This is a genomic window from Enterococcus sp. S22(2020) (assembly GCF_020295385.1).
Lineage (GTDB): Bacteria > Bacillota > Bacilli > Lactobacillales > Enterococcaceae > Enterococcus_L > Enterococcus_L dunnyi.
In genome coordinates this window covers 243,457-268,473 of the sequence record NZ_JACFUD010000005.1, presented here as the reverse complement: position 1 = coordinate 268,473, position 25,017 = coordinate 243,457, and the positions used below count along the sequence as shown (strand labels likewise).

Here is a 25,017-nt window from a genome sequence, read left to right as displayed (position 1 = left end):
TCCTTCTCCTAAAATTCTAGTCCATTTTCACGTGCTGCTTCAGCTAAAGCTTGCACACGGCCATGGTAAAGGTATCCACCACGGTCAAAGACTACTACTTTGATGCCTTTTGCAGCGGCACGTTCAGCAATTAATTTACCAACAGCTGCAGCTGTTTCTGTTTTGTTTCCACCTGAAATTTCTTTATCTAAGGCAGAGGCACTTGCTAGCGTTACACCCGCTACGTCATCAATGATTTGCGCGTAGATGTTTTTGTTAGAACGAAAAACGTTCAAGCGTGGGCACTCAGCAGTACCAGAGATTTTGTTACGTACACGGCGATGTCTCTTTTGACGTGTTTTGTTTTTATCTGGTTTTGTAATCACAATTGTCACCTCTTTAATTTTATTGGACCACCATTTCAGGCAATCAACGAGTTGCGGAAAATAGAAGCTGTGACACAAGTAAAATCTCTTTTAATGAAGGCAAGCTTCATCAAAACAGCTTTTTCTTGTTGCTCGCTTCTAAGCGATTTTCCTACACATCTCTTATTATTTACCAGTTTTACCTTCCTTACGGCGTACGAATTCACCAACATAGCGGATTCCTTTGCCTTTATAAGGTTCTGGAGGACGAACGCCACGGATGTTCGCTGCTAATTCACCAACGTGTTCTTTGTTAGCGCCTTTAACAACTACTTGTGTGTTCGAAGGTACTTCTACAGTTACACCAGCTGGTGGTGTGATTTCTACTGGATGAGAGTACCCAACGTTAAGAACTAATTTAGTCCCTTGCATTTGAGCACGGTACCCAACCCCGATAAGTTCAAGTCCTTTTTCAAAACCTGTACTTACACCAACGACCATGTTATTGAAGTTGGCACGAGTTGTTCCGTGGATTGTTTTCATTTCTTTGCTATCGTTTGGACGAGTGAAAGTTACTACGTTTCCATCGATATTCATTGTGATATCGGCAGAAAATTCACGAGTCAATTCACCTTTAGGTCCTTTTACAGTAATGTTGTTTCCTTCTTGTTTGACTTCTACGCCAGCAGGAAGTTCAACGATTTTATTACCAATACGGCTCACTTAGAGACACCTCCTTGTGTGTTTTTTTAAATTACCATACGTAGGCGATTACTTCGCCGCCGATGTTTTTAGCTCTCGCTTCTTTATCAGTGATAACACCTTCAGAAGTTGAGATGATCGCGATTCCTAGACCGTTTAATACTTTAGGCACTTCGTCAGATTTGACATAAGCACGTAAACCTGGTTTAGAAATACGTTTTAAGTTAGTGATAACACGCTCTTCGTTTTTACCATATTTAAGGAAAACACGGATCACGCCTTGTTTGTCATCTTCGATATATTCTACATCGCGTACGAAACCTTCACGTTTCAGGATCTCAGCGATATCACGTTTGATTTTTGATGCAGGCACTTCTAAGCTTTCATGTTTAACCATGTTAGCGTTACGAATGCGAGTTAGAAAATCTGCAATTGGATCTGTCATGACCATTGAACTATTTACCTCCTTTATGCGAGTTTACTTGTTTACCAGCTAGCTTTCTTCACGCCGGGAATTTGACCTTTATAGGCAAGTTCGCGGAAGCAAATACGGCAAAGATGAAATTTACGATAAACTGAATGTGGACGTCCGCAACGTTCACAACGAGTATAAGCTTGTGTTGAATGTTTAGCCGGGCGTTTGTTTTTAGCAATCATTGATTTTTTAGCCACGTAGTTCGCCTCCTTATTTTATTTTTGGAATGGCATACCTAATTGTGCTAACAACTCACGAGATTCTTCATCTGTGTTTGCTGTTGTTACAATAACGATGTCCATGCCGCGTACTTTATCTACTAAATCATAATCAACTTCTGGGAAGATCAATTGTTCTTTAATACCTAAAGTGTAGTTACCACGTCCATCAAAGGCTTTTTTGCTTACACCGTGGAAGTCACGTACACGAGGTAGAGAAACAGATACTAATTTATCTAAAAATTCGTACATTCTTTCACCACGTAAAGTAACTTTCGCACCGATCGGCATACCTTCACGAAGACGGAAACCAGCGATTGATTTCTTAGCTTTTGTGATCAATGGTTTTTGACCTGTGATCAACGCTAATTCTTCAACAGCTTTATCTAAGTTTTTTGCGTTTGATACAGCATCGCCCACACCCATGTTGATAACGATTTTATCAACTTTTGGTGTTTGCATAACTGAACTATAATTAAATTTTTCCACTAATGCTGGAGTAATTTCTTTAATATATTTTTCTTTCAGGCGGTTCATTTAGTAAGCCCCTCCTTCCTTTTAATCTATTTATCTAAGACTTCACCGGTTTTTTTAGAAACACGGACTTTTTTACCATCGACTTCTTTATAACCTACACGACCAGCTACTCCTGTACCGTCAATTACCATCACGTTAGATACATGAATCGGCGCTTCGACTTCCAAGATGCCGCCTTGCGGTGCTGCTTGGTTAGGTTTTTGGTGTTTTTTCATGATGTTGACACCTTCAACGATGACTTTGTCTTTTTTAGGAAACGCTGCTAATACAACGCCTTCTTTATTTTTGTCTTTACCAGTGATAACTTTTACTTTATCGCCTTTTTTAACAAACATTATAGTTTCGCACCTCCTTTGATACGCGTCCTGATTATAATACTTCTGGTGCTAGAGAAACGATCTTCATGAAGTTGTTTTCACGTAATTCACGTGCAACAGGACCGAAGATACGAGTTCCACGCGGGCTCTTATCGTCACGGATAATCACCGCAGCATTTTCATCAAATTTAATGTAAGAACCGTCTGTACGACGAGCTCCTGATTTTGTACGAACGATAACGGCTTTTACTACTTCACCTTTTTTAACAACTCCACCTGGCGTTGCTTGTTTGACCGTAGCAACAATCACGTCACCAATATTAGCAGTTTTACGTCCAGAACCACCTAGTACTTTAATCGTTAAGATTTCACGAGCACCTGAGTTGTCTGCAACTTTTAATCGGCTTTCTTGTTGGATCACGATGTGTATCCCCCTTTCAGATTTTATGTTTCAATCTATATAGGAAAATCTCGTTTTATTAGATAATAACTGCTTCTTCGACTACCTCTAGTAAACGGAAACGTTTTGTAGCTGATAATGGACGAGTTTCCATGATTCTTACGATGTCTCCAACTTTTGCAGTGTTGTTTTCATCATGAGCTTTGTATTTTTTAGAATATTTCATGCGTTTACCGTAAATAGGGTGGTTTTTCTTCGTTTCTACGACAACAGTGATAGTTTTATCCATTTTGTCTGAAACAACACGACCTTGGTAAACTTTGCGTTGATTTCTTTCTTCAGTCATACGCGTTTGGCCTCCTTCCACTATTAGTTAGCTTGTTCACGCAATACTGTTTTGATGCGTGCAATCGATTGACGTACTTCTTTAATACGTGCAGTGTTTTCTAATTGACCTGTTGCTAGTTGGAATCTAAGATTAAACAATTCTTCTTTGAATTGCTTTTCTTTTTCAAGCATTTCGGCAGTGGTTAATTCTCTGATTTCTTTAACCTTCATTCGATTCACCACCCATTTCCTCACGTTTTACAATCTTAGTTTTGACCGGTAATTTGTGGGATGCAAGACGAAGTGCCTCACGAGCTACTTCTTCAGGTACGCCTGCGATTTCAAACATGATCTTACCACGTTTTACTGGAGAAACCCAGCCTTCAGGAGCCCCTTTACCTTTACCCATACGAACACCGATAGCTTTACTTGTGTATGATTTGTGAGGGAAAATTTTAATCCATACTTTCCCGCCACGTTTCATATAACGAGTCATAGCGATACGGGCAGCTTCGATTTGACGGTTAGTAATCCAGTGAGATTCAGTTGCTTGTAAACCCCATTCTCCAAATGCTACTTCTTTTCCGCCTTTGGCTTCACCGCGCATTTTACCTCTAAATTCACGACGGTGTTTTACACGTTTAGGTACTAACATGATTATTTCCCTCCTTTCTCAGTGTTTTTTTTCGTTGGAAGAATTTCTCCACGGTAAATCCACACTTTAACTCCTAATTTTCCGTAAGTTGTGTCTGCTTCTTCCCATGCGTAATCAATATCTGCACGCAAAGTATGAAGTGGAACTGTACCTTCAGAGTAACCTTCTGAACGAGCGATATCAGCACCGTTTAAACGACCTGATACTTGTGTTTTGATCCCTTGAGCGCCTGAACGCATTGTACGTTGGATCGCTTGTTTTTGTGCACGACGGAATGCTACACGGTTTTCTAATTGACGTGCAATTCCCTCGCCGACTAATTTTGCATCTAAATCTGGTTTTTTGATTTCAACGATGTTGATGTGAACTCGTTTACCAGTTAATTTGTTCAATTCTTTTCTTAGGTTTTCGACTTCAGATCCGCCTTTACCGATAACCATACCTGGCTTAGCTGTGTGGATTGAAATGTTTACGCGATTTGCAGCACGCTCGATCTCAATTGTAGACACAGCAGCATCAGCAAGTTTTGATGCGATAAATTTACGGATTCTTAAATCTTCGTGTAAGAATTCAGCATACTCTTTTTCAGCATACCATTTTGCATCCCAGTCGCGGATGATGCCTACACGCATTCCAATTGGATGTACTTTTTGACCCACTGATTGTCCCTCCTCTTAATTGGTGACACTTGCTTCTTTCAAACAAGTTTCTTTTTGAGGTTCGGTAGCCATTGCTGCAACACACAGTGACTGCTTCGCAGAACTGATGTGGCACAGTACAAGGTGACTGTAAGGAACGTTGCTCCTAAAAAGTCACTTCACTTTAGGCTCCTCCTCTTATCTAGTGATATCTGTTTTTTGAAACAGATTATTTTTCTGATACAACTACAGTGATATGACTTGTACGTTTGTTGATTGGTGATGCTGAACCTTTAGCACGTGGACGGAAACGTTTCATTGTTGGTCCTTCGTTAACGAAAGCTTCAGATACTACTAAGTTCTCAACATCTAAGTCAAAGTTGTTTTCAGCGTTAGCAACTGCTGACATTAAAACTTTTTCAATAACTCCAGCCGCTTTGTTCGGTGTGAACTTCAAAATTGAAATTGCGTCTGCAACGCTTTTCCCTCTAACAAGATCAATTACTAAACGTGATTTACGAGGAGAAACGCGAACTGTTTTAGCAGTCGCTTTAGCTGATGTGATTTGTTCTGCCATTTGGATATCCTCCCCTCAAATTAGCGTCTTGTTTTTTTATCATCGGCTCCGTGGCCACGATAAGTTCTAGTCGGTGCAAATTCACCTAATTTATGTCCTACCATATCTTCTTGAATGTATACTGGAACGTGTTTACGTCCATCATATACAGCAATTGTAAATCCAACAAATTGTGGAAAAATTGTAGAGCGGCGAGACCAAGTTTTGATTACTTTTTTCTTTTCAGCGCCTTGTTGAGCTTCGACTTTCTTCATTAGATGATCATCAGCGAAAGGCCCTTTTTTCAAACTACGACCCATGGTGAACCTCCTCTCAAAATGTACGACACATGGTCAAAAAAATTATTTAGTACGACGACGAACGATAAGTTTGTCTGATTTAGCTTTTTTGTTACGAGTTTTCAAGCCGATAGCTGGTTGACCCCAAGGTGATACTGGAGCTTTACGTCCGATCGGTTGTTTACCTTCACCACCACCGTGTGGGTGATCGTTCGGGTTCATTACGCTACCACGAACTGTTGGGCGTTTACGCATCCAACGAGAACGGCCGGCTTTACCAATGTTGATTAATTCGTGTTGTTCGTTACCTACAGAACCGACAGTTGCACGGCATGTAGCTAAGATCATACGAACTTCACCAGAGTTCAAACGGATCAATACGTATTTACCTTCTTTACCAAGTACTTGAGCACTTGTTCCAGCAGAACGGATCAATTGACCGCCTTTACCAGGTTTCATTTCAATGTTGTGGACAACAGTACCTACTGGAATGTTTTCCAATGGCAATGCGTTCCCTACTTTAATATCTGCTTCTGGACCTGAAACTAGGCGCATGCCTACTTCTAATCCTTTTGGTGCTAAGATGTATGCTTTTACTCCATCTTCGTAATGTACTAACGCGATGTTAGCAGAACGGTTTGGATCATACTCGATTGTTTTAACAACCGCTACGACGTTGTCTTTATTACGTTTGAAATCGATCAAACGGTATTGACGTTTGTGACCGCCACCTTGGTGACGAACCGTGATACGACCATTGTTGTTACGGCCGGCATGGTTTTTTAATGGCGCCAACAAAGATTTCTCTGGTGTTGAAGTCGTGATTTCAGCGAAATCAGACGTTGTCATATTACGACGGCCATTTGTGGTAGGTTTGTACTTTTTAATCGCCACGTCTTTTTCCCTCCCATTTAATAATTAAACATGGACTGCTTATTCAGCAGCATCGAAAATTTGAATTTCTTTTGAATCGTCTGTTAATGTCACAACTGCTTTGCGACGTTTTTTCGTATATCCTGCATATTTACCCATGCGTTTGAATTTAGGACGCACGTTGATGATGTTTACGTTTTTCACTTTAACACCGTCAAAAGCTGCTTCTACAGCTTGTTTTACTAATGTTTTGTTTGCGCGAGTGTCCACTTCGAAAGTGTATTTCTTTTCGTCCATAGCAAGCATGGATTTTTCAGTGATCACTGGGCGTTTGATTACGTCTAGTAAGTTCATTATGCAAGCACCTCCTCAATTTGAGTAAGAGCAGTTTGTGTTGCCAATACTTTAGTATTAGAAACGATATCTAAAACACTTACGTTATCAGAAGTTACTACAGAAACGTTTGGAAGATTACGAGCAGATAATGCTGCAAAATCGTTTCCTGCTTCTAGAACAACTAATACTTTCGCATCGATAGATAAGTTTGTAAGAACTTGTTTGAATTCTTTTGTTTTTGGTGCGTCAAAGCTTAATGCATCAACAGCAACCAAGTTGTTTTCAGCAACTTTATCTGACAATACAGATTTCATTGCTAAACGACGAACTTTTTTAGGAAGTTTGTAGCTGTAAGAACGTGGTGTTGGTCCGAAAACTACGCCACCTCCACGCCATTGTGGTGAACGGATTGAACCTTGACGAGCACGACCAGTTCCTTTTTGACGCCATGGTTTACGGCCGCCGCCACGAACTTCTCCGCGGTGTTTAACTGAGTGTGTTCCTTGTCTTAATGAAGCACGTTGCATGATGATCGCATCGTAGACAACTGATTCATTAGGTTCGATTCCGAAAATTTCTTCGTTTAAAGTGATTTCACCATTTTGAGTTCCATCTTGTTTGAATAATGCTACATTCGGCATTCCTTAGTTCCTCCTTTCCCTACGCTTATTTAGCTTTCACAGCTGATTTGATTGTGATTAATGATTTTTTCGCTCCAGGAATGTTTCCTTTGATCAAGATTACATTTCTTTCAGCGTCCACTTTAACAATTTCAAGATTTTGAATTGTTACGCGGTTACCACCCATACGGCCGGCAAGTTTTTTATTTTTAAATACACGGTTAGGTGCTACTGGACCCATTGACCCAGGACGACGGTGGTAACGAGATCCGTGACTCATAGGTCCGCGGCTTTGTCCGTGACGTTTGATAACGCCTTGGAATCCTTTACCTTTTGTTGTTCCTGTAACATCAATAATGTCTCCTGCTTGGAAAACATCTACCTTAATTTCTGTTCCTACTTCGTATTCTCCCAGCTCAACATTTTTGAATTCCTTAATGAAGCGCTTAGGAGCCGTGTTTGCTTTTGCAACATGACCTTTCGCAGGTTTGTTTGATAAAACTTCACGTTTGTCTTGGTAACCAACTTGGATAGCTTCGTATCCGTCAGTCTCAACAGTTTTTACTTGTAAAACTACGTTTGGCGTAGCTTCTACTACTGTTACTGGAATTAATTCACCAGACTCAGTAAAGATTTGTGTCATTCCCACTTTTTTCCCTAAGATTCCTTTGGTCATGAGTACACCTCCATCATCTTAATTTTATAGTTTGATTTCAATATTTACACCAGATGGTAAGTCAAGCTTCATTAAAGCATCAACTGTTTTTGGTGTTGGGTTCACAATGTCGATTAGACGTTTGTGAGTACGCATTTCGAATTGTTCGCGTGAATCTTTGTATTTATGAGTCGCACGAATAACTGTGTAAAGTGAGCGTTCTGTTGGTAATGGAATCGGACCTGATACGTCAGCTCCAGTTCTTTTTGCTGTTTCCACAATTTTATCCGCTGATTGATCTAAAATACGGTGTTCATACGCTTTTAAACGGATACGAATCTTTTGTTTTGCCATCTTGTTCCCTCCTTCGCCTATTTTGAAAGTAGACATAGCTCCACGAAAATTTTTCCGTCACGCTCGTTCGTGGCAAAGCGTCCGGGCGTGTCGCAACCTCTCGTTTCTTAGCCGGTAGATCAAAACCTTGATTTACCAGTGCTTTTCACACTTCTGTAAACAGCACCTTTGTAATTATATTACAGAAACGCAGCAATAGCAAGGCTTTTTTTCATTATTTTCATATTATTTTCTTGGTTTTCATAACAGAAAAAATCTATGATATTTTAACAGCCAACAAGCTTTTTTCTTCCCTGTCAAAATATCATAGATTCTCTTATAGTTGTTCTTCTTTTTCAATGATCTTATTAAGTTTCCGCATATTCTTTAATTGAATCCCTGCGCTTATAACCATAACAATAGCTATTAAAGCTACCATGATCGTCAAAACAAGAGAACTGTCTATCGCTTTAGTCGAAACTACCGCTAGAAGATAGATCAAAGGAAAGATCAAAAACACTGATAAGCCAGCTTGGAATTTAGCGACTTTCTTTGCCATTTTCGCACGTGAAGGCCCGTCATTAAATATGACATTTTCACTTTCCACCTCGGATCTCGATTTTCTAAAGTAATACCAATTCCCAAATTTGTAAAAGTATTCCCAGCCACAATCTTCGAATAGCTGTACATAGGATTCTGTTCCACTTTTCTCTGAATTAAAATCTAACTGATAAACATAGTCTTCTGATCCACAACGTTCAAATATATAGGTAGATAAAGGTAATTTTAGCTCAACCATCTTCCAACCGTTTCTATGCTGTTCTTCTAAAAATCGTTCTTCTTCTAAATAATCTGCCAACTCAAAACGTCTTCTTACTTTTTTAGTTTCCATCTAATTTCTCCTCAATACTATTTTTATATAATCGTTCGATCCGCTTGATTTCATGCTGTAAAACTTCTTCACCGAGCGCTGTGATCAAATAGCTTTTCCGCCTTTCCTCTTCCTTAGTTACTTTTATCAATCCATCTTTTTCCATTTTACTCAAACTACCATACATCGTTCCTGCACTGATGATGATTTCTTGTTCCGTCAATTGTTTTACATGCTGAATGATGCTATAACCATGTCTTTCTTCTCTGAGTGAAAACAAAATATAAAAGCCTGTTTCCGTCATCGGTATGTATATCCTTCTCAGCTTCTCATCCATCTTAAGATCTCTCCTTATATCGCACCTCGTTATATCGTAACACAATATTATATCGAAGCTCGATATATGTCAAGCATTTTTTATACACAAAAAAAAGCCGAAGGGAAATCCCTTCGGCTTACGTCCGAGTACCCCAGCTTCTCACACTGGTTATTGCTATATTTAAGTCTTAATTATTTAACGATTTCAGAAACAACGCCTGAACCAACAGTACGTCCGCCTTCACGAATAGAGAAACGAGTTCCGTCTTCGATAGCGATTGGGTGGATTAATTCAACGTCCATTGCAACGTTATCACCAGGCATTACCATTTCAGTACCTTCTGGTAATTCAACTACACCAGTTACGTCAGTTGTACGGAAGTAGAACTGAGGACGGTAGTTAGTGAAGAATGGAGTGTGACGTCCGCCTTCTTCTTTTGATAAAACATAAACTTCAGCTTTAAATTTTGTATGTGGAGTGATTGAAGCAGGTTTTGCCAATACTTGTCCACGTTCGATATCTTCACGTGCAACACCACGTAATAAAGCACCGATGTTATCGCCAGCTTCAGCGTAGTCTAATAATTTACGGAACATTTCAACACCTGTAACAGTTGTTTTAGATGTTTCTTCTTTGATACCTACGATTTCAACTTCGTCACCAACGCGAACTTCTCCACGTTCAACACGACCAGTTGCAACAGTACCACGACCAGTGATTGAGAATACATCCTCAACTGGCATCATGAATGGTTTGTCAGTATCACGAGTTGGAGTTGGGATATACTCATCAACTGCAGCCATTAATTCCATGATTTTTTCTTCGTATGAAGCGTCGCCTTCTAAAGCTTTCAAAGCAGAACCTGCGATAACTGGAGTGTCATCACCTGGGAAGTCGTATTCAGATAATAAATCACGAACTTCCATTTCTACTAATTCTAATAATTCTTCGTCATCGACCATATCCATTTTGTTTAAGAAAACAACGATGTATGGTACACCAACGTTACGTGATAACAAGATGTGCTCACGAGTTTGAGGCATAGGACCATCAGCAGCAGATACTACTAAGATAGCTCCGTCCATTTGTGCAGCACCAGTGATCATGTTTTTAACGTAGTCCGCGTGTCCTGGGCAGTCCACGTGAGCATAGTGACGAGCATCAGTTTCATACTCGATGTGAGAAGTGTTGATTGTGATACCACGTTCTTTTTCTTCAGGAGCGTTATCGATATCAGCATAGTTTTGAGCTTCACCGCCACCGTGTTTAGCTAACACAGTTGCAATTGCAGCAGTTAATGTAGTTTTACCATGGTCAACGTGTCCAATAGTACCAATGTTTACATGGGGTTTAGAACGGTCAAATTTTTCTTTAGCCATTTTAAATGTTCCTCCTAAAATATATGAATTTTATTTTATTTGATAGATAGTTCAACTACCTGATCATCTTTACTTATTTTACCCGAAATCTTCAGAAAATCCTAGTCATAAATAAATCTACGACCTATTTCTTAACTATTAAGCGTTGCCGCCATTTTTCTTGATGATTTCTTCTTGTACAGATTTTGGTACATCTTCATAGTGGTCAAAGACCATCATGAATGTTCCACGACCTTGAGTTGCTGAACGTAATGTTGTGGCATAACCAAACATTTCAGCCAACGGTACCATCGCGTTAACGATTTGTGAGTTACCGTGTGCTTCCATTCCTTCAACACGTCCGCGACGGCTTGTAACGTGTCCCATGATATCACCTAAGTAATCTTCTGGTACAGTGATCGTTACTTTCATCATCGGTTCTAAGATAACTGGGTTCGCTTTTTTAGCTGCCGCACGTAGAGCCATAGATGCTGCTACACGGAAGGCAGTTTCATTCGAATCGACATCATGGTAAGAACCATCATAAAGTTTCGCTTTGATATCCACTAATGGATAGCCAGCAAGAACCCCGTTGTTCATCGCTTCTGACAAGCCTTTTTCAACTGCTGGGATGTATTCACGAGGAACCACACCACCGACAATCGCGTTTTCAAATTCAAAGCCTTTACCTTCTTCGTTTGGAGTAAATTCAACCCATACGTGACCGTATTGTCCTTTACCACCAGACTGACGTACAAACTTACCTTCTGCTTGAGTTAACGGAGCACGGAAAGTTTCACGATAAGATACTTGCGGTGCACCAACGTTAGCTTCAACCTTGAACTCACGTCTCATACGGTCAACTAATACGTCTAAGTGCAACTCACCCATACCAGAGATAACTGTTTCACCAGTTTCAACGTTTGTTTCAACGCGGAATGATGGATCTTCTTCTGCAAGTTTTTGCAATGCCACACCCATTTTATCTTGGTCAGCTTTTGATTTAGGTTCAACAGCAACTTGGATAACCGGTTCTGGGAACTCGATTGATTCAAGGATTACCGGCGCGTCAACCGCACACAAAGTATCTCCTGTTGTTGTATCTTTCAAACCAACGGCTGCTGCGATATCACCTGAGTACACTTTATCAATTTCTTGACGAGTGTTCGCGTGCATTTGCAGGATACGACCGATACGTTCTTTTTTGTCTTTAGAAGCGTTCAATACGTATGAACCACTTTCAAGGACACCAGAATACACACGGAAGAATGTTAGACGTCCTACGAATGGGTCAGTCATAACTTTAAATGCTAATGAAGCAAATGGTGCTTCATCATCAGCAGGACGAGTTGTTTCTTCGTCTGTTTTCACATCGATACCTTTGATTGCATCGATATCAAGTGGTGAAGGTAAGTAGTCAAGAACTGCATCAAGCATCAATTGAACACCTTTGTTTTTAAAGGCAGATCCAGCCATAACTGGGAAAAATTCAACGTTGATTGTTGCTTTACGGATACCCGCTTTTAGTTCTTCAATAGTGATTTCTTCACCTTCAAGATATTTCATCATTAGGTCTTCATCAGTTTCAGCAACTGCTTCCACTAATTTTTCACGCCATTCCACAGCTTGATCCATATATTCTTCTGGAATCTCTGTTTCTTGGATATCTGTACCTAAATCATTTGTATAAATTTCAGCTTTCATTGTGATCAAGTCAATGATCCCAGTGAAACTATCTTCTGCACCGATTGGTAATTGGATCGGATGTGCATTTGCTTGTAAACGATCATGTAATGAGTTTACAGAGTATAAGAAATCCGCACCGATTTTATCCATTTTGTTACAGAAAACAACACGCGGAACTTTATATTCAGTCGCTTGACGCCAAACTGTTTCAGTTTGAGGCTCCACGCCTGATTGTGAATCAAGAACGGTTACAGCACCATCTAATACACGTAGTGAACGTTGTACTTCGATTGTGAAATCCACGTGTCCAGGTGTATCAATGATGTTTACACGGTAACCTTTCCATTGTGCTGTAGTCGCAGCAGAAGTGATTGTGATACCACGTTCTTGTTCTTGTTCCATCCAGTCCATTTGTGATGCACCTTCGTGCGTTTCACCAATTTTATGGATTTTACCTGTGTAATAAAGGATACGCTCTGTTGTTGTTGTTTTACCAGCATCAACATGGGCCATGATTCCGATATTACGAGTTTTTTCTAACGAAAATTCTCTTGCCATTCTAGGGTGTTCTCCTCTCTTTATTTAAATCGAATATACTAACTGTCTGCTGTAGCCTAAACTACATGCACAGAGGATCTTACCAACGATAGTGTGCGAACGCACGGTTAGCATCAGCCATTTTATGTGTGTCTTCACGTTTTTTAACAGAAGCACCAGTGTTATTGGCTGCATCCATGATTTCTTTCGCTAGACGTTGTTCCATTGTGTGTTCTCCACGCAAACGAGCGTAGTTAACAACCCAACGAAGACCTAAAGTTGTACGACGTTCTGGACGAACTTCAACCGGCACTTGATAGTTAGAACCACCGACACGGCGAGCTTTAACTTCTAGGACAGGCATAACGTTTTTCATTGCTTGTTCGAAAACTTCCAATGGATCGTTACCTGTAGATTCTTTGATGATATCAAATGAATTATAGATGATATTAGCAGCAATCCCGCGTTTACCGTCAACCATTACACGGTTGATCAAGCGAGTTACTAATTTTGAGTTATAAATTGGATCTGGTAAAACATCACGTTTTGCAACAGGACCTTTACGAGGCATCCGTAACTCCTCCTTCCGAAAATTCTTTATTTTATATAATACCTTTAGTGATTGTCGAATTATTTAGCTGCTTTAGGCATTTTAGTACCATATTTAGAGCGGCTTTGTTTACGATCAGTAACGCCGGCTGTATCAAGCGCACCACGTACGATATGATAACGTACCCCTGGTAAGTCTTTTACACGTCCACCACGTAGTAAAACCACGCTATGTTCTTGTAAGTTGTGACCGATCCCTGGGATATAAGCTGTTACTTCGATTAAGTTAGACAAACGAACACGGGCATATTTACGTAAAGCTGAGTTCGGTTTTTTAGGTGTCATCGTTCCCACACGAGTACAAACCCCACGCTTTTGTGGTGAGTTTACGTTCGTTTGAGATTTCTTGAAGCTATTATATCCTTTGTTCAACGCTGGTGAATTAGATTTTTCCACCTTTGATTTACGAGGTTTACGTACTAATTGATTAATTGTAGGCATTCCTTGTTTCCTCCTTCCTCATTTCGCATCTAGTCCCACACATCCAGGTGGTTCTTTTTTAGCGATAAAAAATAATGCAATCTATGCACTCTTTATCAAATATGCTTTGATAGACAGTCAGCACGTCTCTGTTGAGAGACCTGTAGATAAAGCACCTTCGCTAGGATATCACGATATACTTGCTCTGTCAACCTTTTGTATCACTTTTTTCGTTAAAGTAATCACGTTTTCTTTTCTTCACATTTATAATAGAAGAAAAGAAAGATTTTTACTAATCTTTCTATCTTTTTTCGGGGTTTAACGGTACAATGTTTTTGATTATCCGAAAGGGGCGAAATAGCTGATGAATCTTAAGCAAATGGCAGGAATCGAAGCAGCAAAATATGTAGAAGACGGTATGATCGTAGGATTAGGTACGGGATCTACTGCAAAGTTTATGGTTGATGAAGTCGGACGGCGAATCAAAGAAGAAGGGTTGTCGATCACAGGCGTAACGACTTCTAAAGAGACAGAACGTCAAGCTCAGAGTTTAGGGATCCCTTTAAAGAGTATCGATGATGTCCCTTATGTCGATTTGACCATCGACGGAGCAGATGAGATCAGCGCTGATTTTCAAGGAACTAAAGGCGGTGGAGCTGCACTTTTATTTGAAAAAATCGTTGCAACCTATTCAAAAAAATGCATTTGGATTGTTGACGAATCAAAAATGGTGGAGAAATTGGGAAAATTCCCATTGCCAGTAGAAGTTGTTCCCTATGGCAGTCAACAATTGCTTCACTTATTTGAGAAGAAAGGCTATTCACCTGTTTTACGTACAGCAGCTGATGATAGCACTGTTATTACAGATGGCGGACATTACATCATCGATCTTCATCTACAGAAAATCGATGATCCGATTGCCTTAGGTGCTTACTTGGATCAGCTTGTTGGAGTTGTTGAACACGGATTGTTCCTTGATGTTGTGACAACAGTCATGGTTGGCGATGAAAACGGTCCAAAAACAATTGAGGTATCACGCTAAAAATTCTTTGAATCCGATTTGAAAACAACACAAAAAGATTAAAAAAAGATAAAAAAACAACTATCATTTCATTCGTTTATATGCTACATTTTTAATAGATTATATTTACTATTTAAATGAGAAAGGACGAACGATGAAATTAATTGGTTATGCACGAACAACGATTATTGACAATGATTTAGATGCCCAGATCAACACCTTGACTAAGTTTGGTTGTGACGAGATCCATCATGAATCTTTTGACGTTATTGATGAAAAGCAATTGACCTCTGAATTAGAAACGGTCTTGAGCAAACTACAGCCAGACGACACTCTTGTCATTTGCTCTTTAAATCGTTTAGGTCGCTCTACTCGTCAATTAACTGAACTTACACAAGAATTCAAAGGTTCTGGTATCCACTTAGTCAGCTTGGATGACGAAATCGATACACGTGAACCTATGGGTGAAATCTATTTCAAGATGATGAACAGCTTGGCACACATGGAATGCAACCTGATCAAAGAACGGACACTTGTTGGCCTAAACAACGCGCGTAAAAAAGGCAAGATCGGCGGTCGCCCTAAAATAGATGGCCGAACAGTTAAACGCATTCGACATTTGTATCATGAAAAGCGCGAAACGATTCAATTCATTGCCTCAAAATGCAATGTTTCGATCGGCACTTGCTATAAATACATTAATTTATCGGAGAATGAAGCAGCAAAGCTCTCTCAATAAACTAATTAGACGGAAATAGGAAGTTTTTTCTTATCTCCGTCTAGTTTTTTCTTTATATCCAGTAATAGATAACCGATCCTGCTCATTTCCATTCACTTTTGCCAATTTACAATGGAAATCTATTTTAAAACGGTGTACAATAGAAAAGGAAATGAAAGTTTCAGAAACTACAACTCAAAGGAGAGCTATACATGCCAAAATTAGTTTTTTCTCGTCATGGACTTAGTGAATGGAATGCATTGAACCAATTTACAGGTTGGGTAGATGTGGACTTAGCACCTGAAGGAATCGAAGAAGCCAAAGAAGGCGGACGCAAAATCAAAGAAGCTGGAATCGAATTCGATATTGCTTTCACTTCAGTTTTAACTCGCGCAATCAAAACATGTAACTTGATCTTGGAAAACTCAGATCAATTATGGGTACCACAAGTAAAATCTTGGCGCTTAAACGAACGTCATTATGGTAAATTACAAGGCTTGAATAAAAAAGAAACTGCTGAAAAATATGGAGATGACCAAGTACACATTTGGCGTCGTTCTTACGACACTCTTCCTCCATTATTGGAAACAACAGATCCAGGTTCTGCAGCAAACGATCGTCGTTATGCTATGTTAGACAAACGCGATGTACCAGGCGGAGAAAACTTAAAAGTAACCTTGGAACGTGCGTTACCTTTCTGGCAAGATGAAATTGCTCCTGCTTTATTAGATAACAAAACTGTTTTAGTGGCAGCACACGGTAACTCACTACGTGCCTTAGCTAAACATATCGAAGGTATTTCAGATGAAGATATCATGGATCTTGAAATCCCAACAGGTCAACCACTTGTTTATGAATTAAACGATGACCTAACAGTCGCTAAAAAATACTACTTATAAAAAGTAGAGGCTGAGACAAAAGCAGCTCCTTCTTATTTTCGAAGGAGCTGTTTTTTCCCGCCGTTTAATCACGTGTAGAGAGCGGAACAAAACTGATTTTTAGTTTTGTTCCGCTCTCTTTTTCTATTGTCTCATTCAGCTCAATTGATTCTTCAACTTTGTCAACCACTCTTCTATTTGTTCCCTCTGGGTAACAAATTCAAAGTCAGACATGTTGTAATGCACATAATATTGCCCTTCAACATAACGCACCATAATAGATGATCTAACATCCTCTTCTAACGCATCCGTTTGCTTCACTTCACTATAAAATATCCAACTGGTTGCGTGAACTTTTTGAGAAGATTCCAAATCCAGATGAATAATTTTGGTGAGTTTATCAATCAAGTCTGCTTGCTCAAGTGTTGAAAAATAACCATACCACAATGTGCGGTTTTCCGAATAGGTTTCATCAAATAGTTGTTTCACACTCTCTCCTCCTATATCGTAAACATTAGATAAAAGTAGACTCTGTTAAGCAGGCTTGATAAATTGCTTCAACATCCTTTTCAGTCAAAGGAACAAAGGCGTCTGTTTTGATCGTACTATGCTCCACTGCCTGTTTGGCCATTTCAGAAAACTTCTCAGATTCGATCCCTACTTCCGGCAAGGTCATCGGAATACCACAGGCTTTAAAATAGTCATACGTCGCTTGAATCCCTTGCTTGGCCGCTGTCATTTTATCTGCTTCCGTGATATCCCAGACATTCTTCGCAAACTGCGCGAACTTATCTACTGTTTGTTCAGACAATACATAGGCCATCCAGCGCGGTGTCAAAATAGCCAACCCAATGCCATGCGTAATGTCGTAAAACGCACTTAATTCATGTTCCATCGCATGGCAAGACCAAACGCCGTGTTTTCCGCCACGTGTCAATCCATTCAAAGCTAAACTGCTCGCCCACATTAAATTAGCACGGGAATCATAATTATTCGGTTCCTTTAAAGCGATCGGACAATGCTTGATCACTGAACGCATCAAGCCTTCCGAAACAAAATCTTGGACATCCGTTCCTTCTGTCACATTGAAATAGCTTTCAAACAAATGACTTAGAATATCTGCAGAGCCCGCTGCCGTTTGATAAGCAGGAACCGTAAACGTATTGGCAGGGTCAAGGAACGAAACTTTCGGCATCATCGCCGGACCGCCAACACCAAGTTTTTGATTCGTCGCCATGTTAGAAATCACCGCACCAGCATTCATTTCACTTCCTGTAGCTGCAAGTGTTAAAATCGTCACGATCGGCAATGCTTCTCCTTGATAACCTCTTCTACCTAAAACGATCTCCCACGGATCTTCTTCACTGAAGAAACCTGCGGCAATCACTTTGGAGCAATCGATCGTCGAACCGCCGCCCACAGCCAAAATCACATCTACGTGATGTTCGCGGCACAAAGCAACACCCTTACGAACCGTTTCGATTCGGGGATTCGGCTCTACACCACTTAACTCAACGATTGTATTTCCATTTGCATTTAGTAAGTCCGTCACTTGATCATATAATCCATTTTTCTTGATACTGCCGCCGCCATAAACTAATAGCACATTTTTTCCATACGTATCTAAAACACCAGTCAGTTCAGTTTCAAGACGATCTTGACCAAAACGAATATCTGTTGGTACATAAAAACGAAAATTATCCATTTTTCTTCCTCCATTCATTTCTATATCTCTATAATAGAATAGCAAAAAAGAGATTGAAAGTAACTCATTTCAACCTCTTATCCGTTTTAGCTATAAAGTGCTGTCTCCAATCCTACTTCAATCATATCATTGAATGTCGTTTGACGTTCTTCAGCAGTTGTCTCTTCTCCAGTTACTAAACTATCACTAACAGTCATGATCGCTAAAGCCTGCACATCAAATTTAGCCGCTAAATAATACAACGCCGCCGCTTCCATTTCAATAGCAAGAACTCCTAATTTTCCAAGTTTAAAGACTTCGTCCATACTTTCTTTGTAAAACACATCATCAGACAATACATTACCCACATGAGTTGTAAAGCCTTTTTCTTTTGCCACTGTATATGATTTTAACAGCATATCAAAACTTGCGATTTGTGGAAAATCATATTTAGGAAAATCATTGCGGATCATTGATGAGGGTGTTGCCGCTGCTTGAGCAATCACTAAATCTCTAATTTTGACTTTCTCAGAAATCGAACCGCATGTTCCTACACGAATCAATTTTTTCACACCGTAAGAATTGATCAATTCATGGGCGTAAATCGTAGCAGAAGGCATCCCCATTCCCGTTCCCTGAACAGAAACGCGTTCACCTTTGTAAGTTCCTGTATAGCCCAGCATTCCTCTTACTTGGTTATAACAAACTGGATTTTCTAAAAAGGTTTCCGCAATGTATTTTGCACGCAACGGATCTCCTGGTAATAAAATTTTATCTGCGATCTCACCTGTTTTCGCCTCGATATGAACACTCATTTTTTCACTCCTCTTATTTTTTTATAGAGCTGCTAAGCTCGCTTTGACCAACTCTTTGAACTGCCCTTTAACACGTTCTGTCGTCTCTACAACCTCTGCATGGTTCAATGTGCTTTGCATCCCAGCCGCTAAGTTTGTAATACAAGAAATTCCTAACACGTTCAATCCGCTATGAGCTGCTACGATAACCTCTGATACTGTAGACATCCCAACTGCGTCTGCTCCCATTGTACGAGCCATCCGAATTTCAGCAGGAGTTTCATAAGTTGGACCAGAAAAGCCCATATAAACACCTTCTTGTAGCGGAACATTTTGTTCTTTTGCTACTTTCCTTACTGTTTCAGCGTAGCTCGGCGTATAAGCATGACTCATGTCTGGAAAACGTGGTCCCATGTCATCATCATTTTCACCGATCAATGGATTATCACCAGTAAAATTGATATGGTCTGTGATCAACATCAAATTACCAGGTGTGAAGCTTTCATTTACACCGCCAGCAGCGTTTGTCACGATTATCGAATGCGCGCCGATTGCCGCCATCATTCTTACAGGATAAGTAACTGTCTGCATCGAATGTCCTTCATAATAATGAAAGCGACCCTGTAATGCCAAAACCTTTTTACCAGAAAGAGTCCCATAGACTAGCTTCCCAGCATGTCCTACAACTGCAGATACAGCAAAGTGAGGAACTTCTGAAAATGGAATTGCAATTGCGTTTTCGATTTCATCTGCTAACTCACCTAATCCAGAACCAAGAATCAAGCCAAAGTCTACTTGGCTGATCCCTTTTTCTTTTAAAAAACCAGTTGTTTCTGTCAACATTTCACTTAGTTTTGTCATCGTCTCTCTCCTATACTAATTTATCTAAGAAGCTTGCGCCGTTTTCAGTTTTCAGAACACCAAAGTTTTCAGCGATCGTCGCTGAGATATCGGCATAATGTCCTTGCGTTAGACTGCCTTGACCGTTCATTTTTTTGCTGTAAACCAGTAGTGGAACGTATTCTCTTGTATGATCAGTTCCTGGGAAAGTCGGATCATTGCCGTGGTCAGCAGTGATCATCAATAAGTCATCATCTGTCATCGCATCAATGATTTCAGGCAAACGTAAATCAAATGCTTCGATTGCATGAGCGTATCCTACAACATCACGACGATGACCATACAACGCATCAAAGTCAACTAAATTTGTAAAGCTCAGACCATCAAAATCCTTTTTCATTACATTCAATAATTGATCCACACCGTCCATATTGCTTTTCGTACGAACAGAATCAGTGATTCCTTGCCCATTGAAGATATCATTGATTTTCCCTACTGCAATCACATCTTTACCGTTGTCTTTCAATGAGTCTAACACTGTATGACCAAATGGATCTAAAGCATAATCATGACGATTGCTTGTTCTTGTAAAGTTGCCAGGCTCGCCAATATATGGACGAGCGATGATTCGGCCGATCATATACGGTTCGTCTTTGGTGATTTCACGGACATATTCGCAAATACGATACAATTCTTCCAATGGGATGATTTCTTCGTGTGCAGCAATTTGCAATACTGGATCCGCTGAAGTGTAGACGATCAGATCACCGGTTTCCATTTGATGTTTACCATAATCATCGATAACAGCTGTACCACTATAAGGTTTGTTACAGACGATTTTGCGTCCTGAAAATTCTTCAATTTGTTTTAACAGTTCCTCTGGAAATCCGTCTGGGAAAACGCGGAAAGGCTTTTGAATGTTCAACCCCATGATTTCCCAATGTCCTGTCATTGTATCTTTACCGACAGAAACTTCTTCTAATTTTGTTGCGTATCCTTTATGATCAGCGACTGCTTCTACATTATGAAGAGGGGCAATCGTTCCTAACCCTAGATTTTCTAAATTAGGAATCGTCAAGCCTGCTTCTTTTGCAATATGCCCTAACGTATCACTGCCGACATCTCCAAATTTCTCAGCATCCGGCGCTTCTCCGATCCCTACTGAATCCATTACGATTAAATGTACACGTTTAAACATAACCATCCTTCTTTCTTTTATTTTTATTCGAAAAAAATTGCTTACTATTGATAAAAAGGGCGTGACTTAAGATACTGTCCCATAGTCCCACCCTTTTATACTAAAATTATTTATTTGGATTTGATATAATTCTGTCCATTGGCTTTTGGTCCAGAGGCTTTTCCTAAGAAAATAACCAAGACTAGAATCGTTAAAACATATGGCGCCGCTTGTAAATAAACAGCTGGAATCGATGAAATCAACGGAATATTAGATCCGGCAATACTGATATTTTGGGCAAATCCAAAGAATAAAGCTGCCCCCATCGCGCCTAGAGGATTCCATTTTCCAAAGATCATTGCCGCCATTGAAATAAATCCTTGTCCGGCAATTGTTGTTACTGCAAAACGTCCGGCGATCGATTGCGCAAAGACCGCACCACCGATACCGCCTAAGAATCCAGAAATCAACACCCCTGAATAACGCATTACGTAAACATTGATCCCTAATGTATCTGCCGCTTGTGGATTTTCGCCAACGGAGCGCAGACGTAAGCCAAAACGTGTCTTAAATAGAACAAACCAAGCTAATACTGATACTAAAATTGCTACAAAAGCGGGCAAAGTTGTTTGCTTGAAGAACAAATCACCAATGATCGGGATATCTTTTAGAATCGGAAATGAGAAATAACCGAACGAACGACTGATTGTATCTGTTTGCCCTTTTCCGTAGATAACTTTGATTAAAAAGATTCCTAAAGCTGGTGCCATTAAGTTAATTACTGTCCCACTGATGATATGATCTGCCCGTAAATTGACTGTCGCAACAGCATGTAGAACTGAAAATAGCATTCCCACAAGTCCGCCGACCAAGCAGGCAATCCATGGGGTTGCTGCGCCTAATGTATCCGCAAAGGTTAAGTTAAAGACGACAGAACTAAATGCCCCCATCACCATGATTCCTTCAAGTCCTACGTTAACAATCCCACTACGCTCTGAAAATGTACCGCCCAAAGCCGTAAAGACCAAAGGAGTAGAATAAACCAACGTTTGGGTAATAATCGGTGCTAATACAGCGATTAATGCAATCTCCATTAGATTTTCCCTCCTTCTTGACTAGCTGGGTCCGTTTTTCCTTCTAATTCTTCAACGATCGCTACTTCTTTTTTGCTTCCAGAAGTTTTAGCTAATAAGAAACGAATCAAATAGCTGATTCCTACAAAGAAGATGATCGAAGCAATAACCACATCAACTAATTCTGTTGGAACACCTGCACGCAACGGCATTCCTTGTCCACCTAATTTCAAGACACTAAAGAGCAGCGCTGAAAGCAGTATTCCGACCGAACTGCCTGCTCCCAGTAAGGAAATCGCCATTCCGTCAAAACCGATACTTAATGATGAACCTTGAACAAAGAAGTTTCCGAATGTACCCAGCCCTTGAACGACACCGCCAAGACCAGCTAAAGCACCTGAGATCACCATAGACATGACGATCGTACGTTTACTACTCATTCCAGCATATTCTGAAGCAAATGGATTCAACCCAACAGAACGAATTTCGTAGCCTAGTGTCGTTTTCTTCATTAAAAACCAAATCAATACTAAGAAAATCAAGGCAAGAAAAATCCCGATATTCAAACGCGAGCCGCCACTGATTTCTTTTAGAAACGCTGTTCTTAAACTAGCGTTTTCACCAATCACTTTCGTTACCCCTTTGTTGCTGATGATATTTTCTGACATCACATTGTTGACGATATGTGTACTTACATACAAGAATACATAATTCAGCATGATCGTCACGATGACTTCACTTGTACCAAAGAAGGCCCGTAAAAAACCAGGTATTGCTGCCGCAACTGCGCCAGCCAAAGCTCCAGTAATGATCGCTAACGGTAATACCACAAGACGTGGTGCATCCGGCATTGCTAAAGCGACCCAGATACTTGCGACCCAGCCACATAAGGCTTGGCCGGAAAGCCCGATATTAAAGAATCCAGCTGAATTCGCTACTGCAAAGCCCAGTGCTGTAAATATCAATGGGCCCGCTGTTACAAAAATCTCACCGATACTTTTCGGACTTTGAAAGGCTGTTTGCAGCATTGCCTGATAGCCAGCTATTGGCTGATAGCCAAAGATAAGCATAATAATTGCACCTAGAATAAAGCCCATCAAAACTGATAAGATAGGAACTAAAATATTTCGTAATCGTTCTGTTCGATTATTCAACTGACTCACCTACCTTATTACTTAATTCGGCTCTGGCTTCTTCTAATGAATAACCCGCCATCAACAATCCTAATTCATTTTCTGTTGTTTCTTTCGGATCAACGATACCGACGATTTTCCCTGCATGGATCACAGCGATGCGATCAGAAACATTTAATATTTCTTCTAATTCAAAACTAACCAGTAATACAGCTTTATCTTTATCACGTTGTTCGATCAAGCGCTTGTGGATATACTCGATTGCACCGACATCTAAGCCTCGAGTTGGTTGAGAAACAATCAATAGATCTGGATCACGATCAACTTCGCGGGCAATAATTGCTTTCTGTTGATTCCCGCCTGACAATGCTTTGGCTGGAACAAGCTCATTCGTTGTCCGAACATCGTATTCTTCAATCAAATTACGCGCATATGAATTGATTTGATTATAATTTAAAACGCCACTTTGACTTAGTGGTTTTTTATAATATGTTTGTAAAGCAATATTTTCAGCTAATGTCATATCTAACACTAGACCGTATTTATGACGATCTTCTGGTACGTGTCCAACACCTGATTCTGTAATAAAACGCGGCTGCTTATTCGTGATCGTTTCACCTTTAAGTTCGACTGAACCACTTTCTGCCTTGCGTAAACCAGTCAGCGCTTGAATCAATTCCGTTTGACCATTACCATCGATCCCCGCAATCCCAACGACTTCGCCAGCACGTACATCTAAGCTAAGACCTTTAACAGCATCCAATCCGCGGCTTTCTTTTACTACCAAATCTTTGATCGAAAGAACTACTTCTTTTGGTTCCGCCGGTTTCTTTTCTGTTTTAAACGAAACAGAACGTCCCACCATCATATCTGCCAGCTGTTGAGAAGAAACATCCTTCACATTGACTGTATCGATACTTTGTCCACGGCGAATAACCGTACAACGATCCGCTACTTTTTTGATTTCATCTAACTTATGCGTGATCAAGATAATTGATTTACCTTCTTGAACTAATCCCTGCATGATCTCGATCAGTTCGTCGATTTCTTGAGGTGTCAAAACAGCGGTCGGTTCATCAAAAATCAATACATCTGCTCCACGATACAACGTTTTCAAAATTTCTACACGCTGCTGCGCACCAACAGAGATGTCTCGAATATATGCTCCTGGATCTACGGACAAACCATATTGTTCAGAAACACGTTTGATTTCTGCTGTTGCTTTTTTACGGTCTAATATCCCCGCATTTGTCGGCTCACTTCCGAGAACAATATTTTCAGTTACTGTAAAAGCATCTACCAACATAAAGTGTTGATGAACCATTCCAATTCCCAAGCGATTTGCTGCCGTCGGTCCATTGATCGTTACTTTTGAACCATTCATAAATATTTCACCTGAGGTTGGTTCCAACAAACCTGATAAAATATTCATCAAGGTCGATTTACCTGCACCATTTTCTCCAAGCAATGCATGAATTTCTCCTGGCCGAACAGTTAAGTTGATATTATCATTGGCCTTAAACGTTCCGAATTGCTTAGTGATATTGCGCATCTCAATTACATAGTTTTCCTGAGCCACATTTTTCACTTCCTAACGATTTAATCACTTACACT

At 40.1% G+C, this 25,017-nt stretch carries 35 protein-coding genes; 3 read left to right on the top strand and 32 right to left on the bottom strand.

The features are described from left to right. Positions 1-8 precede the first annotated feature (8 nt). From rplR to rpsL, 24 genes are all read right to left on the bottom strand, one after another. Complete coding sequence (gene rplR, locus H3T55_RS12390) at positions 9-365, bottom strand: 50S ribosomal protein L18 (protein ID WP_225534711.1); 357 nt, start codon at positions 363-365, stop codon at positions 9-11. Between the two features lie 165 nt (positions 366-530). Beyond that, entirely contained in the window at positions 531-1,067 is a 537-nt protein-coding gene (rplF, locus tag H3T55_RS12385; RefSeq protein WP_087642008.1) for a 50S ribosomal protein L6, read from the bottom strand. Positions 1,068-1,098: 31 nt separating this feature from the next. Then, a complete protein-coding gene (gene rpsH / locus H3T55_RS12380) occupies positions 1,099-1,497 on the bottom strand; it encodes a 30S ribosomal protein S8 (RefSeq protein WP_010770626.1) in 399 nt (132 codons plus the stop codon). 35 nt (positions 1,498-1,532) lie between these two features. Continuing rightward, positions 1,533-1,718, bottom strand: a complete 186-nt coding sequence (locus H3T55_RS12375; RefSeq protein WP_002356214.1) for a type Z 30S ribosomal protein S14 — start codon at positions 1,716-1,718, stop codon at positions 1,533-1,535. Between the two features lie 18 nt (positions 1,719-1,736). Further along, entirely contained in the window at positions 1,737-2,276 is a 540-nt protein-coding gene (gene rplE / locus H3T55_RS12370) for a 50S ribosomal protein L5 (protein WP_069635456.1), read from the bottom strand. A 26-nt stretch (positions 2,277-2,302) separates the two neighbouring features. Continuing rightward, a complete protein-coding gene (gene rplX, locus H3T55_RS12365; protein ID WP_069635457.1) occupies positions 2,303-2,611 on the bottom strand; it encodes a 50S ribosomal protein L24 in 309 nt (102 codons plus the stop codon). 34 nt (positions 2,612-2,645) lie between these two features. Continuing rightward, positions 2,646-3,014 (bottom strand): 50S ribosomal protein L14, encoded by a 369-nt coding sequence (rplN, locus tag H3T55_RS12360; protein ID WP_010766218.1) that lies wholly within the window; start codon positions 3,012-3,014, stop codon positions 2,646-2,648. Positions 3,015-3,072: 58 nt separating this feature from the next. Continuing rightward, positions 3,073-3,339, bottom strand: a complete 267-nt coding sequence (rpsQ, locus tag H3T55_RS12355) for a 30S ribosomal protein S17 (protein WP_010761681.1) — start codon at positions 3,337-3,339, stop codon at positions 3,073-3,075. Between the two features lie 23 nt (positions 3,340-3,362). Next, positions 3,363-3,551: a 50S ribosomal protein L29 gene (gene rpmC, locus H3T55_RS12350; protein ID WP_010766220.1), complete on the bottom strand. Its 189-nt coding sequence runs from the start codon at positions 3,549-3,551 to the stop codon at positions 3,363-3,365. Continuing rightward, positions 3,541-3,975 (bottom strand): 50S ribosomal protein L16, encoded by a 435-nt coding sequence (rplP, locus tag H3T55_RS12345; protein WP_002356208.1) that lies wholly within the window; start codon positions 3,973-3,975, stop codon positions 3,541-3,543. Before rplP ends, rpmC begins: the two co-directional genes overlap by 11 nt. Positions 3,976-3,977: 2 nt before the next feature. Further along, the gene (gene rpsC, locus H3T55_RS12340) at positions 3,978-4,634 is read right to left on the bottom strand and encodes a 30S ribosomal protein S3 (protein ID WP_087642007.1); all 657 of its coding nucleotides are present in this window, start codon (positions 4,632-4,634) and stop codon (positions 3,978-3,980) included. A gap of 208 nt (positions 4,635-4,842) precedes the next feature. Next, positions 4,843-5,190, bottom strand: a complete 348-nt coding sequence (gene rplV, locus H3T55_RS12335) for a 50S ribosomal protein L22 (RefSeq protein ID WP_069662425.1) — start codon at positions 5,188-5,190, stop codon at positions 4,843-4,845. Between the two features lie 20 nt (positions 5,191-5,210). Continuing rightward, a complete protein-coding gene (gene rpsS / locus H3T55_RS12330; RefSeq protein ID WP_087642006.1) occupies positions 5,211-5,489 on the bottom strand; it encodes a 30S ribosomal protein S19 in 279 nt (92 codons plus the stop codon). A gap of 42 nt (positions 5,490-5,531) precedes the next feature. Next, a complete protein-coding gene (rplB, locus tag H3T55_RS12325) occupies positions 5,532-6,362 on the bottom strand; it encodes a 50S ribosomal protein L2 (RefSeq protein ID WP_087642005.1) in 831 nt (276 codons plus the stop codon). A 39-nt stretch (positions 6,363-6,401) separates the two neighbouring features. Further along, on the bottom strand, positions 6,402-6,695 hold the full coding sequence (locus H3T55_RS12320) for a 50S ribosomal protein L23 (RefSeq protein WP_087642004.1): 294 nt from the start codon (positions 6,693-6,695) through the stop codon (positions 6,402-6,404). Continuing rightward, the gene (gene rplD / locus H3T55_RS12315; protein WP_069662421.1) at positions 6,695-7,318 is read right to left on the bottom strand and encodes a 50S ribosomal protein L4; all 624 of its coding nucleotides are present in this window, start codon (positions 7,316-7,318) and stop codon (positions 6,695-6,697) included. The genes H3T55_RS12320 and rplD overlap by 1 nt, the downstream gene beginning before the upstream one ends. Before the next feature lie 25 nt (positions 7,319-7,343). Beyond that, positions 7,344-7,973 carry a 50S ribosomal protein L3 gene (gene rplC, locus H3T55_RS12310; RefSeq protein WP_069662420.1) on the bottom strand — a complete coding sequence of 210 codons (630 nt, stop codon included), beginning with the start codon at positions 7,971-7,973 and terminating at the stop codon, positions 7,344-7,346. Between the two features lie 24 nt (positions 7,974-7,997). After that, positions 7,998-8,306, bottom strand: a complete 309-nt coding sequence (gene rpsJ / locus H3T55_RS12305) for a 30S ribosomal protein S10 (RefSeq protein ID WP_002389727.1) — start codon at positions 8,304-8,306, stop codon at positions 7,998-8,000. A gap of 316 nt (positions 8,307-8,622) precedes the next feature. Further along, positions 8,623-9,177 (bottom strand): DUF2812 domain-containing protein, encoded by a 555-nt coding sequence (locus tag H3T55_RS12300; protein ID WP_225534710.1) that lies wholly within the window; start codon positions 9,175-9,177, stop codon positions 8,623-8,625. Continuing rightward, entirely contained in the window at positions 9,167-9,493 is a 327-nt protein-coding gene (locus tag H3T55_RS12295; RefSeq protein ID WP_225534709.1) for a PadR family transcriptional regulator, read from the bottom strand. Before H3T55_RS12295 ends, H3T55_RS12300 begins: the two co-directional genes overlap by 11 nt. A gap of 173 nt (positions 9,494-9,666) precedes the next feature. Beyond that, a complete protein-coding gene (gene tuf, locus H3T55_RS12290; protein ID WP_087642001.1) occupies positions 9,667-10,854 on the bottom strand; it encodes an elongation factor Tu in 1,188 nt (395 codons plus the stop codon). Between the two features lie 138 nt (positions 10,855-10,992). Then, positions 10,993-13,077, bottom strand: coding sequence for an elongation factor G (fusA, locus tag H3T55_RS12285; protein WP_225534708.1), 2,085 nt, complete (start codon positions 13,075-13,077; stop codon positions 10,993-10,995). A 79-nt stretch (positions 13,078-13,156) separates the two neighbouring features. Next, on the bottom strand, positions 13,157-13,627 hold the full coding sequence (gene rpsG / locus H3T55_RS12280; RefSeq protein ID WP_069662405.1) for a 30S ribosomal protein S7: 471 nt from the start codon (positions 13,625-13,627) through the stop codon (positions 13,157-13,159). A gap of 59 nt (positions 13,628-13,686) precedes the next feature. Further along, complete coding sequence (rpsL, locus tag H3T55_RS12275) at positions 13,687-14,106, bottom strand: 30S ribosomal protein S12 (protein WP_010761696.1); 420 nt, start codon at positions 14,104-14,106, stop codon at positions 13,687-13,689. Between the two features lie 343 nt (positions 14,107-14,449). Between rpsL and rpiA the strand changes: the two genes are divergently transcribed. The 3 genes from rpiA (at position 14,450) to H3T55_RS12260 (ending at position 16,723) form a co-directional block, all read left to right on the top strand. Continuing rightward, positions 14,450-15,127: a ribose-5-phosphate isomerase RpiA gene (gene rpiA / locus H3T55_RS12270; RefSeq protein ID WP_225534707.1), complete on the top strand. Its 678-nt coding sequence runs from the start codon at positions 14,450-14,452 to the stop codon at positions 15,125-15,127. Between the two features lie 133 nt (positions 15,128-15,260). Further along, entirely contained in the window at positions 15,261-15,845 is a 585-nt protein-coding gene (locus H3T55_RS12265; protein WP_225534706.1) for a recombinase family protein, read from the top strand. A 191-nt stretch (positions 15,846-16,036) separates the two neighbouring features. Beyond that, on the top strand, positions 16,037-16,723 hold the full coding sequence (locus H3T55_RS12260; protein WP_069662399.1) for a 2,3-diphosphoglycerate-dependent phosphoglycerate mutase: 687 nt from the start codon (positions 16,037-16,039) through the stop codon (positions 16,721-16,723). 135 nt (positions 16,724-16,858) lie between these two features. Here H3T55_RS12260 and H3T55_RS12255 read toward each other — a convergent pair whose 3' ends face one another. The 8 genes from H3T55_RS12255 to H3T55_RS12220 all read right to left on the bottom strand — a co-directional run bounded on the left by H3T55_RS12255 (position 16,859) and on the right by H3T55_RS12220 (position 24,982). Continuing rightward, complete coding sequence (locus tag H3T55_RS12255; RefSeq protein WP_225534705.1) at positions 16,859-17,191, bottom strand: hypothetical protein; 333 nt, start codon at positions 17,189-17,191, stop codon at positions 16,859-16,861. A gap of 25 nt (positions 17,192-17,216) precedes the next feature. Then, entirely contained in the window at positions 17,217-18,407 is a 1,191-nt protein-coding gene (locus H3T55_RS12250) for an iron-containing alcohol dehydrogenase (RefSeq protein ID WP_225534704.1), read from the bottom strand. Between the two features lie 86 nt (positions 18,408-18,493). Further along, complete coding sequence (gene deoD, locus H3T55_RS12245; protein WP_225534703.1) at positions 18,494-19,201, bottom strand: purine-nucleoside phosphorylase; 708 nt, start codon at positions 19,199-19,201, stop codon at positions 18,494-18,496. A gap of 21 nt (positions 19,202-19,222) precedes the next feature. Then, positions 19,223-20,041 carry a purine-nucleoside phosphorylase gene (locus H3T55_RS12240; RefSeq protein WP_225534702.1) on the bottom strand — a complete coding sequence of 273 codons (819 nt, stop codon included), beginning with the start codon at positions 20,039-20,041 and terminating at the stop codon, positions 19,223-19,225. A gap of 10 nt (positions 20,042-20,051) precedes the next feature. Continuing rightward, positions 20,052-21,218, bottom strand: a complete 1,167-nt coding sequence (deoB, locus tag H3T55_RS12235) for a phosphopentomutase (RefSeq protein ID WP_225534701.1) — start codon at positions 21,216-21,218, stop codon at positions 20,052-20,054. A gap of 110 nt (positions 21,219-21,328) precedes the next feature. Next, positions 21,329-22,291 (bottom strand): ABC transporter permease, encoded by a 963-nt coding sequence (locus H3T55_RS12230; protein ID WP_225534700.1) that lies wholly within the window; start codon positions 22,289-22,291, stop codon positions 21,329-21,331. Continuing rightward, positions 22,291-23,424 (bottom strand): ABC transporter permease, encoded by a 1,134-nt coding sequence (locus tag H3T55_RS12225; protein ID WP_263864691.1) that lies wholly within the window; start codon positions 23,422-23,424, stop codon positions 22,291-22,293. The genes H3T55_RS12230 and H3T55_RS12225 overlap by 1 nt, the downstream gene beginning before the upstream one ends. Beyond that, positions 23,417-24,982 (bottom strand): ABC transporter ATP-binding protein, encoded by a 1,566-nt coding sequence (locus tag H3T55_RS12220; protein ID WP_225534698.1) that lies wholly within the window; start codon positions 24,980-24,982, stop codon positions 23,417-23,419. The genes H3T55_RS12225 and H3T55_RS12220 overlap by 8 nt, the downstream gene beginning before the upstream one ends. Positions 24,983-25,017 lie beyond the last annotated feature (35 nt).

Bases quoted from the DNA above. Each gene is read 5' to 3' on its own strand.
- H3T55_RS12260 (WP_069662399.1), top strand. From the start codon at position 16,037: ATGCCAAAATTAGTTTTTTCTCGTCATGGACTTAGTGAATGGAATGCA.
- H3T55_RS12320 (WP_087642004.1), bottom strand. From the start codon at position 6,695: ATGAACTTACTAGACGTAATCAAACGCCCAGTGATCACTGAAAAATCC.
- rplX (WP_069635457.1), bottom strand. From the start codon at position 2,611: ATGTTTGTTAAAAAAGGCGATAAAGTAAAAGTTATCACTGGTAAAGAC.
- rplP (WP_002356208.1), bottom strand. From the start codon at position 3,975: ATGTTAGTACCTAAACGTGTAAAACACCGTCGTGAATTTAGAGGTAAA.
- H3T55_RS12265 (WP_225534706.1), top strand. From the start codon at position 15,261: ATGAAATTAATTGGTTATGCACGAACAACGATTATTGACAATGATTTA.
- fusA (WP_225534708.1), bottom strand. From the start codon at position 13,077: ATGGCAAGAGAATTTTCGTTAGAAAAAACTCGTAATATCGGAATCATG.
- rpsL (WP_010761696.1), bottom strand. From the start codon at position 14,106: ATGCCTACAATTAATCAATTAGTACGTAAACCTCGTAAATCAAAGGTG.
- rplE (WP_069635456.1), bottom strand. From the start codon at position 2,276: ATGAACCGCCTGAAAGAAAAATATATTAAAGAAATTACTCCAGCATTA.
- rpiA (WP_225534707.1), top strand. From the start codon at position 14,450: ATGAATCTTAAGCAAATGGCAGGAATCGAAGCAGCAAAATATGTAGAA.
- rpsH (WP_010770626.1), bottom strand. From the start codon at position 1,497: ATGGTCATGACAGATCCAATTGCAGATTTTCTAACTCGCATTCGTAAC.
- rplV (WP_069662425.1), bottom strand. From the start codon at position 5,190: ATGGCAGAACAAATCACATCAGCTAAAGCGACTGCTAAAACAGTTCGC.
- H3T55_RS12295 (WP_225534709.1), bottom strand. From the start codon at position 9,493: ATGGATGAGAAGCTGAGAAGGATATACATACCGATGACGGAAACAGGC.
- tuf (WP_087642001.1), bottom strand. From the start codon at position 10,854: ATGGCTAAAGAAAAATTTGACCGTTCTAAACCCCATGTAAACATTGGT.
- deoD (WP_225534703.1), bottom strand. From the start codon at position 19,201: ATGAGTGTTCATATCGAGGCGAAAACAGGTGAGATCGCAGATAAAATT.
- H3T55_RS12240 (WP_225534702.1), bottom strand. From the start codon at position 20,041: ATGACAAAACTAAGTGAAATGTTGACAGAAACAACTGGTTTTTTAAAA.
- rpsQ (WP_010761681.1), bottom strand. From the start codon at position 3,339: ATGACTGAAGAAAGAAATCAACGCAAAGTTTACCAAGGTCGTGTTGTT.
- rplC (WP_069662420.1), bottom strand. From the start codon at position 7,973: ATGACCAAAGGAATCTTAGGGAAAAAAGTGGGAATGACACAAATCTTT.
- H3T55_RS12230 (WP_225534700.1), bottom strand. From the start codon at position 22,291: ATGGAGATTGCATTAATCGCTGTATTAGCACCGATTATTACCCAAACG.
- H3T55_RS12250 (WP_225534704.1), bottom strand. From the start codon at position 18,407: ATGGATAATTTTCGTTTTTATGTACCAACAGATATTCGTTTTGGTCAA.
- rpsS (WP_087642006.1), bottom strand. From the start codon at position 5,489: ATGGGTCGTAGTTTGAAAAAAGGGCCTTTCGCTGATGATCATCTAATG.
- rplD (WP_069662421.1), bottom strand. From the start codon at position 7,318: ATGCCGAATGTAGCATTATTCAAACAAGATGGAACTCAAAATGGTGAA.
- rpmC (WP_010766220.1), bottom strand. From the start codon at position 3,551: ATGAAGGTTAAAGAAATCAGAGAATTAACCACTGCCGAAATGCTTGAA.
- rpsJ (WP_002389727.1), bottom strand. From the start codon at position 8,306: ATGGCAAAACAAAAGATTCGTATCCGTTTAAAAGCGTATGAACACCGT.
- deoB (WP_225534701.1), bottom strand. From the start codon at position 21,218: ATGTTTAAACGTGTACATTTAATCGTAATGGATTCAGTAGGGATCGGA.
- rpsG (WP_069662405.1), bottom strand. From the start codon at position 13,627: ATGCCTCGTAAAGGTCCTGTTGCAAAACGTGATGTTTTACCAGATCCA.
- H3T55_RS12300 (WP_225534710.1), bottom strand. From the start codon at position 9,177: ATGGAAACTAAAAAAGTAAGAAGACGTTTTGAGTTGGCAGATTATTTA.